We start from the raw sequence: 12,506 nt of genomic DNA, 5'->3' as shown, positions 1-12,506 counted from the left end.
TCACAGGATGCATTCCCACGCAGAGCGTGGGAACGATCGGCTCGGCGCATTTCAGCCGCTCGTTCAAGAAGCAGTTCGAAGTATCGCCCAAGGATTTTCGTTCCAGCCGGTTGCAGGCGGTGCAAGCGTGATCGTTCCTACGCTCCGCGTGGGAACGTCGCCCCGGACGCTCCGCGTCCCGCGCCAGAAGTCGTGACGCGGAGCGTCACAGGATGCATTCCCACGCAGAGCGTGGGAACGATCGGGTTTCAGATTTCGGGCAGCGTCGCGCCACCATCCACCACCAGCGTCTGCCCGGTGATATAGCCCGCCAGGTCAGAGGCCAGAAACACCATCGCCCCGGCAATATCCGCCGCCGCGCCCAGGCGCCCCAGCGGCACACGGCGGGCGATGCTGTCATTCACGGCCGCATCGCCCAGGTTATCCATCGCCGGGGTGGCGATCATGCCGGGCTCCACGCCGTTGACCCGCACATTCAACGGCGCCAGCTCCAGCGCTGCATTGCGGATAAACCCATTCACCCCGGCCTTGGACGCCGCATAGTGGCTCAGCCCCGGATAACCGACCCGGTTGCCGGTGACCGAAGACGTCACCAGCACGCAGCCCCGGCCTTGTTCGCGAAACATCGGCAACGCCGCCTGGGTCAGCCAGAACAGCGCCGACAGGTTCACCGCCAGGGTGCGCTCCAGGATCGTTGGGGTAATGTCGGCAAAGGCGGTCAGCGGAAAATACCCGGCGTTGTGCACCAGCACATCCAGTTGCGCCAAGCCTTGGACGCAGGCGAACACCGCTTCGGCATCCGCCAGGTCAACGCCAACGGCGTCAACGTGATACCCCTGCGCGCATAACCCGGCAGCCAGGGCTTCAGCCTGTTCAACCCTACGGTCGGCAATCACCACCCGCGCACCGCGTTGGGCAAAGGCTTGGACGATGCCCAGGCCAATGCCCTGGGCGCCGCCGGTGACCAGCACGACCTGGCCGCTGAAATCCAGGTCATTCGTCATGGGCAGGCTCCAGGTGCGTAAACGCCAGCGTCGGCACGTCGACGATGCTGGAGCCACCGTCCGCCACCAACGTGGCGCCGGTAATGATCGAGGCGTCGTCGCTGGCCAGGAAGCGGCACACCTTGGCGATCTCGTCGGCACGGGCGGCGCGCCGCAGCGGGACATCGGCACACACACGCGCATAGGCCTGCTGCAAGGTTTCGCCGTACGCCTCCATCAACGGCTGCATCTCCGCGTCGGCCATCGGCGTGTGCACCCAGCCTGGGCACACCGCGTTCACCCGCACGCCATGGGGCCCATAATCACGGGCCAGCGAGCGGTTGAGCCCGAGCAGCGCATGCTTGGCGGTGGTGTAGCCACACACCTCGGGGCCTGCCGCCAATGAGGCGATGGAGCCAATCAGCACGATGTTCCCGGCGCTTTCCTGCAACAGCGGCAGGCAGGCGCGGGCGCTGTAAAACGCACTGTCGAGGTTGCTGCGCAGCGCGCCTTCCCAGGTGGCCTGACTGGTCTGGGTCGCACTGCCCAGCCCGTGGCCACCGGCACAGGCCAGCAGCACATCGAGGTGCCCGAAGTGGCTACGGATTTGTTGGATGAAGCCGTCCCAGGTGTCCGGGCAGGCGGCATCGCCCACCAGGATCAGCCCGCCGGTGTCTTGCGCCACCTGTTCCAGTGGCTCACGACGCCGACCGATCAGCACCAGATGCGCGCCTTCCTGTGCGTACAAGCGTGCGCAGGCAGCGCCGATGCCGGTGCCGGCCCCGGTGATCACCACCGTGCGCGGCTCAGTCACCGGGGTACTCTGTGCGGTTGAGCACCTGGCAATAGGAACTGATCGGGAAGTTCGACAGCGCGTCGAAGGACGCCCCGGCATAGCCGAAGATCTTGCCGTCGCTGCGGTGCTGTTGCAGGTCGATCAGCACCAGGCCGAGGGTCGGTACGATCTTCTCCTGCCAGACGAACAGGTATAGCTGTTCGGCGATCTTGTAGTAATGGCAGCGGTCGGTGTCGCACAAGCCTTTCTCCACGCCCTCAAGGCATTGCCAGGCGTAGAACCGCGGGTTGAGGTAGATGTGTTCGTAGACCTCGCTGGGGCTGTAGCGGTAGTGGTTGCGCAGGCCGACCAACTCGTCGGTGGGGGCGTGCAGGCAGTGGCCCTCCTGCCACGGCCGGTCGAGGCTGCCGTGGAGGAAGTCAACCTGTACCGAGGTCAGCGGTTTGCCAGCCAGGGCGCGGTGGTAAAGGCCTTCGTGGGTCTCTGCCGGTTCCGGCATACGGCCAATCACCGCGGTAAAGGACGCAGTTGGCGTGTCCAGCACCAGGCTGATCGACCAGCTTTGCCCCGCCTCGTGCTTGATAAAGTCCACCAGGTACAGGCCCGGGCGAATGGAGCTGGCGCGGTAGACGGCGCTGCCGCTGGAGTGGCCATCGGCGGCGTGCCAGGCCAAGCGCTCCTGTTCGAAGCGGTGTTCGATCTGCCAGCCATTGGCAAAGTGCAGGGTGAAGGTCTGGCCGGCCAGGTCGGCCAGGGTCGGCAGGATGAACGCCTCGGGTGCAAAACCGTCGGCCAGGGCGCCCACGGTGATCCAGTCAGATGAATTCGACATGGCAACCCCTCCCTTACACGACGGCGAAGTAGTGTTTGACGAAACTCTCGCTGACCACTTCCCACAGCACGGGCGTGCCCTTGGTCACGAACCAGCTGTCACCGGCTTTGTAGCGGGTGGATTGGCCGGTGGACTCGTCGGTCAGCACCACTTCACCGGTGACTATCGTGGCCTGTTCGGCGAACGGGTAAACCATGCGGAACTTGCCCTGGGTCGTGCCGAAGTACGCACTGCTGACCGCATCGGTGGGCGCGCCAAAGGTCATCTTGCCGAAGGCGCGTACTTCGCCTTCGAGGATTTGCGAGCCGAGGTCGGCCACGGTGCCCCAGGCGTCGAGTTCCGACAGCTGGACGTTGTGTTTCAGGGCGGTAAGAGGCATGGCAGTGGTTCCTGTGAGTGAGAAAAGAGGGTTAGCGGCGCCCATTCCAGTAGCCGGAAAGTTGGTGCCAGGATTTGCCCGCCGTCAGCAGCAGGGGGCGAATCGCGTCCTTGCCGATGATGGTGGGGCGGTGAATCGAGCTGACCAGGTCATAACGCGCCGAGCCTTCGCTCATGCCTTCGGCCAGCACCTTGCAGATGATGTGGCTGGGCGTGACGCCAAAGCCGGAATAGCCCTGCACGAAAAATGCATTGCTGCGCCCCGGCAAGGTGCCCACCTGCGGGAACAGGTTCGGGCTGCATGCCATCGGGCCGCCCCAGGCCAGGTCGATTTTCACGTCCTTGAGGTAGGGGAAAATCTTCAGCATGAGGTTGCGGTTCCAGGCTTTCAGGTCGCCGGGAATGTGCTCCACCAAAGGCGTCGCGGCGCCGAACAGCAGGCGGTTTTCGTTAGTCACGCGGTAGTAGTCGATCACCGGGCGGATATCGCTGTAGGCCCCACGGATCGGGCTGATGCGCTGGATCAACTCCTCGGACAACGGCTCGGTCATCATCTGGAACGCGTAGGTGTTGATGGTCGAGCGGTGCAGTTCTGGCTCCAGATTGTTGAGAAAGCTGTCACAGGCCCACAGCAACTTGCTGGCGCGTACCGAACCGCGCCCGGTGCGCACGGTGATGCGCTCGCCGTAGCTGACGTCCAGGGCCGGGCTGTTCTCGAAGATCTTCACGCCATGGCTGGCCAGTGCGGTGGCTTCGCCCAGCAGCAGGTTCAGCGAATGCACATGCCCGCCACCCATGTGCAACAGGGCGCTGGTGTAGGCGGTGGAGCCGATGATCTGCTGCACGTCGGAGCCGCCGAGAAAGCGGATTTCGTGCTGGCTGTTGATCGACTTGAAGTTCTTCTCCCAGGCGCGCAGGGTTTTTTCCTGGCGGGCGTTGAAGCCCATGTAGCCGTAGCCGTGGCAAAAGTCCGCGTCGATGTTGTACTTGGCGATGCGGTTCTTGATGATGTCGGCGCCCAGGTCGCTGATCTCGAACACTTGGCGCAGGCCGTCTTCGCCCACGTCCTTCTTGATCTTCTCCAGGTCATGGCCGATGCCTGCCATGATTTGCCCACCGTTGCGGCCCGTGCCGCCAAAGCCCAGGTAGCGCGCTTCAAGCACCACAATGTTGGTGATGCCTTTTTCCGCCAGCTCAAGGGCCGTGTTGATCCCGGAAAAGCCGCCGCCGATGACCACGACGTCTGCGTCGATATCCTGTTCCAGGGTGGGGAAGCTGAGGTTGTATTTCTTGGTGGCGGTGTAGTACGTGGGGGTTTCGATGTTGATCATGGCGCAGCCTGAAAAAGTGAAGGAAGGCGCTAAAGCGGATGCCTCCATTAGGGCCCCTGGCGGGCGGGAAGTCTTGATCCTGCGTGCCCGGGTTTTTGATTCAGCGCGCCACGGGCGAGGGCACCTACAAGTTATAGCGCGCTCGCCGGCCGGGAATGTTAGAGTTTCGTTAAACTATTAACTAAATACTTCGTGACCCTGAGCCCTATGTCCACACCTCGACAATCCCTGACCCTGGCCTTGCTGCAAGCGCGCGAGGCCGCCATGAGTTTTTTCCGTCCTTCCCTGAATGAACACGGCCTGACCGAACAGCAATGGCGCATCATCCGCATCCTTGAACAGCACGGTGAGTTGGAGATCTACCAACTGGCGGAACTGGCCTGCATCCTCAAGCCGAGCATGACCGGCGTACTGGTGCGCATGGAAGCGGCCGGCATGGTGCACCGGCGCAAGGCCGAACAGGACCAGCGCCGGGTGCTGATTACCCTGGCGGACAAGGGCAAGGCGAGTTTCGAGTCAATGAGCCAGTGCATGGAGGCCAACTACCAGCGTTTGCAGGATCAGTTTGGCGAAGAGAAATTCCAGATGCTGTTGGGGTTGCTGGATGACTTGAAGAACATCAAGCGCTGAACTAATGACTGAACCACCACCGGTCAACTGTGGGAGCTGGCTTGCCTGCGATAGCGCCGGGTCAGCTGGCTTATCTGTCGCTGATGCACCGCCATCGCAGGCAAGCCAGCTCCCACATGGATTTCAGTAGACACCACCGGTATTGGGAGCCATCGGTACGTCTTTGAACTTCCCGGCCAGGCTTTGCAGCCCCCGCATCAACACCGTGGTATCCACCCCCACCGCCACGAACGTCGCTCCCAACTCGATATAGCGTCGTGCGAGATTTTCATCCGCACTGAGAATCCCTGCCGCCTTACCCGCCTTGACGATACGCACGATGGCGTCCTCAATCGCCGCCTGTACCTGCGGATGCCCCGGGTTACCCCGGTGGCCCATGGACGCGCTCAAATCTGCCGGGCCGATAAACACCCCGTCCACGCCTTCGACGGCGGCGATGGCGTCCAGATTGGCCAGGCCCTCGGCATTCTCAATCTGCACCAGCAGGCACATCTGCGCATCGGCCTGGTCGAGGTAATCGGCGATGCTGTTCCAGCGCGAGGCGCGGGCCAGGGCGCTGCCGACTCCGCGAATACCCTGGGGCGGGTAGCGCAGGGCGCGCACCAGTTCCCGGGCCTGGGCGGCGTTTTCGACCATGGGCACCAGCAGCGTCTGGGCGCCGATATCCAGCAGTTGTTTGATCAGCGCCGTGTCGCCGATCACCGGGCGAATCAACGCCTGGCTGGGGTAGGGCGCAATGGCCTGCAATTGCGCCAGCATCCCCGGCAGCTGATTGGGCGCGTGTTCGCCGTCGATCAGCAGCCAGTCGAAACCGGCATTGGCGGCCAACTCGGCGCTATAGGCATTGGCAAGGCCGAGCCACAGGCCGATCTGTACCTCGCGGTTGTGCAGGCGTTGCTTGAAGCGGTTGACAGGCATGTCCATGAAAGCACTCCTGGGTTCAGACGAAGCGGCAGGCAATCGAGCCGAGCAGGTCGTAGTCGACGTGGAAGGTATCGCCAGAGCGGGCTGCCACGGGGCGGGTAAACGAGCCGCCGAGAATCACCTGGCCGGGCAGCAGGGTGACGTCATAGGGCGCCAGCTTGTTGGCCAGCCACGCCACGCCTTTGGCCGGGTGGTTGAGCACCGCCGCCGACACCCCGGACTCTTCGATCACGCCATTGCGATACAACACCGCCGGCACCTTGCGCAGGTCGATCTCGGTGGGGCGCACGGCGCGGCCGCCGAGGACCACACCGGCGTTGGCGGCGTTGTCGGAGATGGTGTCGAACACCTTGCGGGTGGCGTTGGTATGCGGGTCGACCTGCTGGATGCGGGCGTCGATGATTTCCAGCGCCGGGATCACCCACTCGGTGGCGTCGAGCACATCGAACACCGTGCAGTTGGGCCCTTTGAGCGGCTTGCCGAGGATGAAAGCCAGTTCCACCTCCACCCGTGGCACGATGAAACGCTCGAAGGGAATGTCGCTGCCTTCGTCGAAAAACATGTCGTCGAGCAGAGCGCCGTAATCGGGTTCGGTGATATTCGACGACACCTGCATGGCCCGTGACGTCAGGCCGATCTTGTGACCCTTGAGCGTGCGCCCGTGCTTGATCTTCTGGGCGACCCATTCACGCTGGATGGCGTAGGCGTCCTCGATCGTCATATCGGGGTAGTCGAGGGAAAACTGGCGCACCTGTTCGCGGCTGCGTTCGGCATGGTCCAGGTGGGCGGCGGCTGCGAGGATTTGCTGGGAGTCGAGCATGGCAACGGTCTCTAGTGTGGGTTGACGATGGCGGCCTGGGTGCGCAGCACCAGCAAACCACCGAGGGCGATAAACAGGGCGAGTACGTACAGGGCCAGGCTGGCGCTCTGGGTGGCGTCGCGCATCCAGCCGATCAGGTAGGGCGCGAGGAACGCCGCGATGCTGCCGAACGAGCTGATCATGGCGATGCCCGCCGCCTGGGTGGTGTGGGAGAGAAACGCCGGTGGCAGTTGCCAGAACATCGGCAGGGCGGCACTGGCGCCCATGCCGGCGACCACCAGCCCGCCCATCACCAGCAGCGCATTGCCGGGCGCCAGGCCCGCGACGGCGATACCGAGTGCCGCCATCAGCAACGGCACGCACAGGTGCCAGCGGCGTTCGCGGTGGCGGTCGGACGAGCGCCCGCAGCCGAGCATGAAGACGCAGCCGGCCAGGTACGGCGCGGCGCTGAGCAAGCCGACCTGGCTGTCACGGCCGATGCCGGCGCCGTGGATCAGGGTGGGCATCCAGAACGCCAGGGTGTTGACCGCCAGCATCACCGCAAAGTACACGGCCACCAGCAGCCACACCTGCGGGTCACGCAGGATGCCGCCGAACGAGGTGATGGTCTTGCGCTGTTCCTCGTTGCTCAATTGGGTGCGCAGTTGCTGTTTTTGCTCGGCGCTCAGCCAGTGCACCGACTCGAAACTGTCCGGCAACCACTTGAGCACCACCAGCCCCAGCAGCACCACGGGTGCGCCTTCGATCAGGAACATCCACTGCCAACCGCGCAGGCTGCCGACGTCGTGGAAGTTCTCCAGGATCGCCCCGGAAATCGGCCCGCCCAGCACCCCGGCCATAGGCACTGCAATGGCAAACAAGGCAGTGACCTGGGCGCGACGGCGTGCCGGGTACCAACGGTTGAGGAATACCAGGATCCCCGGGAAAAAACCGGCCTCGGCCACACCCAGCAGAAAGCGCAGCACGTAGAACCCGCGCGCGCTCTCCACCCACAACATGCCGGTGGAGAGCAGGCCCCACACCACCATCAGGCAGGCGATCCAGCGCCGTGGTCCGACACGGTCCAGGGCAATGTTGCTGGGCACGCCGAACAATGCGTAGGCAATGAAGAACAGGCCGGCGCCGAAGCCATACACGGTGTCGCTGAAGTGCAGGTCGCTGCTCATCTGCATCTTGGCAAAGCCGATGTTGATACGGTCCAGATGGGCGAACAGGTAACACACCAGCAACAATGGCATCAGGCGCCAGGTCACCAAACGATGGGTACGGTCGTGCTCGGCAAGCCGCAGGCTTGCAGTGGAATGGGCTGTGCTCATGGCGTTGTTCTTTTTGTTGTAGGAGCGAGCTTGCTCGCGAAAAACGTTAACGAAAACGCAGCGCTGCCGGTGATCCGCGGGGCCTGTGGGTTTTTCGCGAGCGAGCTCGCTCCTACAGGGAGGGCGGGGCCGTTTCAGTTCGCCGGGTTGTTCAGGAACGCATGCACATTGTTCTGCTTGAAGTTGAGCTGCGGGTGCAGCTCGATCATCTCGAACGACAGCGCCAACAACCGTTGCGCCTGCAGCTCGGCGAAGTGTGCGGTGATCACCGCGAACACCGCTTGGGCGACTGCTTCGCGCGTCGCCAGGTCGCGGCCATGGCCGACCTTGAGGGTCATGTGTACAAAGGCATAATCGTGCTTGCCGTCGGCCATGCGCCAGGTGTCCAGGCGCACGCCGCGACTGCGAATGCCGCCCAATGGAAACACACCGCTGTCACCCAGCACGCGGTGGACTTTTTCAAACAGGCCGGGCAAATCGGCCTGCTGTTCGAGGTTGTCGGTGTACTCAGCGATAAAGTGCGGCATGGTGTTCTCCCAGGGTTAAAGCGGGAAAATCGCGTTGATCTGGCCGGTGCCCGAACTGCCGAACGGCGGCGTGATGATCTCGGTCGGCTTGGCATAGTCCGGCCCACCCAGCAGGCCCAGGAGCATGGCGGTGTCGTGCATCTTGCCTTCGCCAAAACAATGTTCGGCGTAGTCGGGCAACATGGCGCAGAACTCCTTGAAGCGACCTTGCTTCCACATTTGCACGACATGCAGGTCCACCTGCTTGTCGAATTCGCGGGTCCAGTTGTGGATATTCGCCTCAGCCTGGCGGTCGTCCGAGAACCGATGGGACAGCGAGCCGGACGCCAGCACCAGCACCTTGCGGTCGCTCTTTTCGATGGCCCGGCGCACGGCGGCGCCGAAGGCAAAGCTGTCTTCCAGGCGATGCCAGGCGCACCAGGCAGCGATGGAAATGACCTTGAGCTTTTGCTCCTCGGGCACGTCCATATGCATGTAGCGCATGGGCACCAGGGTGCCGTATTCCAGCTCCAGGCTCGGGATGTTATGGGCCATGCTGCGCACGCCGGCCAGGTTGGCTTCGGCGGCGATCAGCTCACCCAGTTCAGGGCAGCCGGGGTAGGCGTAGTCCATGTTCTTGATGAAGTGCGGCAGTTCGTTGCTGGTGTAGGTGCCCTGGAACTGCTCGCCGCAATTGACGTGGTAGCCGCTGTTGACCAGCCAGTGCACGTCGAACACCACCGCAGTGTCGGCCCCCAGTTCGCGGGCACGCCGGCCGATCTCCTTGTGCCCGGCAATCGCCGCTTCGCGACAGCCGTGATGTTTGCCGGGCAGTTCCGACAGGTACATCGACGGTACGTGGCAGATCTTCGCTGCCAGAACCACTTCGCCCATGATGACTCTCCTGAATAATTATTCTTTTGTAGGAGCGAGCTCGCTCGCGAAAAACGTCAACGATAACGCAGCGCTTCAGGTAGCCAGCGGTGCCTGTGGGTGCTTCGCGAGCAAGCTCGCTCCTACAAGCAATGCGGGCTTCAGACGCCCCAACGCGGAATGTGATGACTGCCCATGGAAATACACACGTTCTTGATCTCGGCAAACACTTCGAAGCTGTACTGGCCGCCTTCACGCCCGGTGCCCGAGCCTTTGACCCCGCCAAACGGCTGGCGCAAATCCCGTACGTTCTGGCTGTTGATAAATACCATGCCCGCTTCGATACCGCGCGCCAGGCGGTGGGCCTTGCCGATGTCCTGGGTCCAGATGTAGGAGGCCAGCCCGTATTCGGTGTCGTTGGCCAGTTGCAATGCCTCGGCTTCATCCTTGAACGGAATCAGGCACACCACCGGGCCGAAGATTTCTTCCTGGGCGATGCGCATCCGGTTGTTCACGTCGGCAAACACCGTCGGCTGGATAAACTGGCCGCGGCTGAGGTGCGCCGGCAGGTTGGCCGGGCGTTCCAGGCCGCCAGCCAGCAGCGTGGCGCCTTCCTCCAGGCCGATCTTGATGTAGCCGGTGACCTTGTCGTAATGGGCCTGGGTGATCATCGAGCCGACCTGGGTGTTCGGGTCCTGGGGGTCGCCGACGATCAAGCGCTTGGCTCGCGCCGCGAACTCGGCGACAAATTGCGGGTAGACGCTTTCCTGGATAAAGATCCGGCTGCCAGCGGTGCAGCGCTCGCCGTTGAGGGAAAAGATCGTGAACAACGCGGCGTCGAGGGCGCGTTCCAGATCGGCGTCTTCAAAAATCAGCACCGGCGACTTGCCGCCCAGTTCCATGGAATACTTTTTCAGGCCGGCGCTCTGCATGATTTTCTTACCGGTGGCGGTGCCGCCGGTAAAGGAAATCGCCCGTACATCCGGGTGGCGCACCAGTGCATCACCGGCGGTGGCGCCGTAGCCCTGGATCACATTGAGCACGCCGTCGGGAATCCCGGCTTCCACCGCCAGGCGCCCCAGTTCATTGGCGGTCAGCGGCGACAGCTCCGACATCTTCAACACCGCCGTATTGCCCAGCGCCAGGCACGGCGCGGTCTTCCAGGTGGCGGTCATGAACGGCACGTTCCACGGCGACACCAGCCCGCACACGCCTACCGGCTGGTACAGGGTGTAGTTGAGCATCTGGTCGTCCACCGGGTAGGTGTGGCCGTCCATGCGGGTGCAGACTTCTGCGAAGAAATCGAAGTTGTGCGAGGCACGCGGGATCAACACGTTCTCGGTCTGGTGGATCGGCAGGCCGGTGTCCAGGGTTTCCAGCTCGGCCAGGTGTGGCACGTTCTGTTCGATCAACTCACCCAGTTTGCGCATCAAGCGCGCGCGCTCCTTGGCCGGCGTATTGGCCCACTTGGGGAACGCCGCCTTCGCCGCCGCTACGGCTTGCGCGACTTCTTCGGCGCCGCCGCTGGCGACTTCGCCGATGGCCTCGCCGGTGGCCGGGTTGTAGTTGATAAAGGTATCTTTGCTTTCGACCTCACGGCCGTTGATCCAGTGTTTGATCATGGTGCTCAAGCCTCTTTGCGCGCGGAGAAAAACTCCGTTTCACTGACAATACGGTTGACCAGGCGGCCCACGCCTTCGACTTCCACCACGACCTCATCCCCCGGCACCACATCGGCCAGCCCCTCGGGCGTGCCGGTGGCGATCATGTCGCCCGGTTGCAGGGTCATGAAGCTGGACAGGTATTCGATGAGGTAGGGGATATCGAAAATCATGTCTTTCGTGCTGCCTTCCTGGCGCAGTTCGCCGTTGATCCAGGTGCGCAATTTCAGGTTGCCTGGGTCGGGCACATCGGCCACGTCGACAATCCACGGGCCGACCGGGGTGGTGGCGTCGCGGTTTTTCACGCGCAGGTTGGGGCGGTAGTAGTTTTCCAGGTAGTCGCGGATCGCGTAGTCGTTGCACACCGTGTAACCGGCCAGGTAGTCCAGGGCGTCGGCGCGCTTGACGTTGCGCGCGGTCTTGCCGATCACCGCCACCAGCTCGCACTCGTAGTGCATGTAGGCGACGTTGTCGGGGCGCCAACTGACTTGGCGGTGACCGGTGTAAGTGCCCACCGATTTGATGAATGCCAGCGGTTCGGTCGGCGGCGTAAAGGCCAGTTCGGCGGCGTGGTCGGCGTAGTTCAAACCCAGGGCGAACATGTTGCCGGTGGCGGGTGGCAGCCATTGCACCTGGTCTTCGGCCAGCAACCGCCCATCCTTCAGGCGCACGCTGCAGTCGGCTTGCACCAATACGTTGTGGGTTGCACCTTCAAAGTGGATACGTGCGCGTTTCATGCCGATGCCTCCGCTGCAATGGTGTTGCTCAGGCGGCCAATGCCGGTGATATCGACCTCAACCTGGTCGCCTGGCTGCACATCCACGCGGCCTTGCGGGGTACCGGTGATCAGCACATCGCCGGGGTACAGGGTCATGAACTCGCTGATCTCGGCGATCAATTGCGGGATGTCGCGTACCCAATCGGCGGTAGAGCTTTCCTGGCGCAGCTCGCCATTGACGAACAGCTTGAGGCTCAATTGATTGGGGTTGGCCACTTGATCCCGCGCCACCAACTGCGGGCCCAGGGCGCAAAACCCATCGCGGCATTTGGCTTTGACGGCGGGGCGGTAGTAGCTGTCTTCCGGCAGGCTGAATTCATTCACCACCACATACCCGGCCACATGCGCCATGGCGTTCTCCAGGCTGACACGGCTGGCGCGCTGGCCGATCACCACACCCAGCGCCGGGCCCGGCTGCAGGCGCTCGCCCGCAGGCTGCAGCACTACGCCGCCATGGGCATTGCGGGTGTTGGGGGTTTTGATAAACAGCACCGGCTTGGTCGGCGGCTGCTGGTAGGGCGCCTGCTGGAAGGCGGCGAGATGCTGGTCCAGCAGGCCCTGGTAGTTCAGCGCAACGCCGAACAGGGTGCCGCTGGCAACATCATGCAGGGTACGGCTCATGCGTTTCTCCTGGCGGTGACGACGGCTGCACAGGCCGTTCGTTAAGTTGTTAACGTT

Annotated in this window: 14 protein-coding genes and 1 pseudogene; 2 read left to right on the top strand and 13 right to left on the bottom strand. The window is 63.1% G+C overall.

The window, feature by feature from the left end; genetic code table 11:
- Positions 1-41 precede the first annotated feature (41 nt).
- Positions 42-131 (top strand): annotated as a pseudogene (locus ACP7CZ_RS02155) (hypothetical protein); the annotation flags it as partial.
- A gap of 117 nt (positions 132-248) precedes the next feature.
- Here ACP7CZ_RS02155 and ACP7CZ_RS02150 read toward each other — a convergent pair.
- Genes ACP7CZ_RS02150 through ACP7CZ_RS02130 form a run of 5 tightly spaced genes read right to left on the bottom strand, consistent with a single transcriptional unit; the run spans position 249 to position 4,320 of the window.
- Complete coding sequence (locus ACP7CZ_RS02150; protein ID WP_054897407.1) at positions 249-1,004, bottom strand: SDR family oxidoreductase; 756 nt, start codon at positions 1,002-1,004, stop codon at positions 249-251.
- The gene (locus ACP7CZ_RS02145) at positions 994-1,797 is read right to left on the bottom strand and encodes an SDR family NAD(P)-dependent oxidoreductase (protein WP_294164705.1); all 804 of its coding nucleotides are present in this window, start codon (positions 1,795-1,797) and stop codon (positions 994-996) included. Before ACP7CZ_RS02145 ends, ACP7CZ_RS02150 begins: the two co-directional genes overlap by 11 nt.
- The gene (locus ACP7CZ_RS02140) at positions 1,790-2,611 is read right to left on the bottom strand and encodes a molybdenum cofactor biosynthesis F family protein (RefSeq protein WP_294164706.1); all 822 of its coding nucleotides are present in this window, start codon (positions 2,609-2,611) and stop codon (positions 1,790-1,792) included. Before ACP7CZ_RS02140 ends, ACP7CZ_RS02145 begins: the two co-directional genes overlap by 8 nt.
- Positions 2,612-2,624: 13 nt before the next feature.
- A complete protein-coding gene (locus ACP7CZ_RS02135) occupies positions 2,625-2,990 on the bottom strand; it encodes a cupin domain-containing protein (protein ID WP_020301331.1) in 366 nt (121 codons plus the stop codon).
- Positions 2,991-3,021: 31 nt separating this feature from the next.
- Positions 3,022-4,320 (bottom strand): NAD(P)/FAD-dependent oxidoreductase, encoded by a 1,299-nt coding sequence (locus ACP7CZ_RS02130; protein ID WP_294164710.1) that lies wholly within the window; start codon positions 4,318-4,320, stop codon positions 3,022-3,024.
- A gap of 207 nt (positions 4,321-4,527) precedes the next feature.
- Here ACP7CZ_RS02130 and hpaR point away from each other — a divergent pair, with 207 nt between their 5' ends.
- Positions 4,528-4,950 (top strand): homoprotocatechuate degradation operon regulator HpaR, encoded by a 423-nt coding sequence (hpaR, locus tag ACP7CZ_RS02125; protein WP_032896376.1) that lies wholly within the window; start codon positions 4,528-4,530, stop codon positions 4,948-4,950.
- Positions 4,951-5,073: 123 nt separating this feature from the next.
- On the opposite strand, the gene hpaI is transcribed toward hpaR, so the two are convergent.
- From hpaI to ACP7CZ_RS02085, 8 genes are all read right to left on the bottom strand, one after another.
- Positions 5,074-5,874, bottom strand: coding sequence for a 4-hydroxy-2-oxoheptanedioate aldolase (gene hpaI, locus ACP7CZ_RS02120; protein WP_054917501.1), 801 nt, complete (start codon positions 5,872-5,874; stop codon positions 5,074-5,076).
- A gap of 16 nt (positions 5,875-5,890) precedes the next feature.
- Positions 5,891-6,694 (bottom strand): 2-oxo-hept-4-ene-1,7-dioate hydratase, encoded by an 804-nt coding sequence (hpaH, locus tag ACP7CZ_RS02115; protein ID WP_294164712.1) that lies wholly within the window; start codon positions 6,692-6,694, stop codon positions 5,891-5,893.
- An 11-nt stretch (positions 6,695-6,705) separates the two neighbouring features.
- The gene (locus ACP7CZ_RS02110) at positions 6,706-8,010 is read right to left on the bottom strand and encodes an MFS transporter (RefSeq protein WP_294164713.1); all 1,305 of its coding nucleotides are present in this window, start codon (positions 8,008-8,010) and stop codon (positions 6,706-6,708) included.
- A 134-nt stretch (positions 8,011-8,144) separates the two neighbouring features.
- On the bottom strand, positions 8,145-8,537 hold the full coding sequence (locus ACP7CZ_RS02105) for a 5-carboxymethyl-2-hydroxymuconate Delta-isomerase (RefSeq protein ID WP_105227272.1): 393 nt from the start codon (positions 8,535-8,537) through the stop codon (positions 8,145-8,147).
- Between the two features lie 15 nt (positions 8,538-8,552).
- A complete protein-coding gene (gene hpaD / locus ACP7CZ_RS02100) occupies positions 8,553-9,410 on the bottom strand; it encodes a 3,4-dihydroxyphenylacetate 2,3-dioxygenase (RefSeq protein WP_294164723.1) in 858 nt (285 codons plus the stop codon).
- Between the two features lie 140 nt (positions 9,411-9,550).
- Positions 9,551-11,011 (bottom strand): 5-carboxymethyl-2-hydroxymuconate semialdehyde dehydrogenase, encoded by a 1,461-nt coding sequence (gene hpaE / locus ACP7CZ_RS02095; protein WP_294164725.1) that lies wholly within the window; start codon positions 11,009-11,011, stop codon positions 9,551-9,553.
- 5 nt (positions 11,012-11,016) lie between these two features.
- The gene (locus ACP7CZ_RS02090; protein WP_054917481.1) at positions 11,017-11,787 is read right to left on the bottom strand and encodes a fumarylacetoacetate hydrolase family protein; all 771 of its coding nucleotides are present in this window, start codon (positions 11,785-11,787) and stop codon (positions 11,017-11,019) included.
- Positions 11,784-12,449 carry a fumarylacetoacetate hydrolase family protein gene (locus tag ACP7CZ_RS02085; protein ID WP_034128183.1) on the bottom strand — a complete coding sequence of 222 codons (666 nt, stop codon included), beginning with the start codon at positions 12,447-12,449 and terminating at the stop codon, positions 11,784-11,786. The genes ACP7CZ_RS02090 and ACP7CZ_RS02085 overlap by 4 nt, the downstream gene beginning before the upstream one ends.
- Positions 12,450-12,506: the final 57 nt, after the last annotated feature.

The sequence above is a fragment of the Pseudomonas sp. DWP2-2 genome, assembly GCF_049897065.1.
GTDB classification, from domain to species: domain Bacteria; phylum Pseudomonadota; class Gammaproteobacteria; order Pseudomonadales; family Pseudomonadaceae; genus Aquipseudomonas; species Aquipseudomonas paracarnis.
The sequence above is the reverse complement of the archived record's forward strand: the minus strand, read 5'-3'. Positions and strand labels throughout refer to the sequence as shown.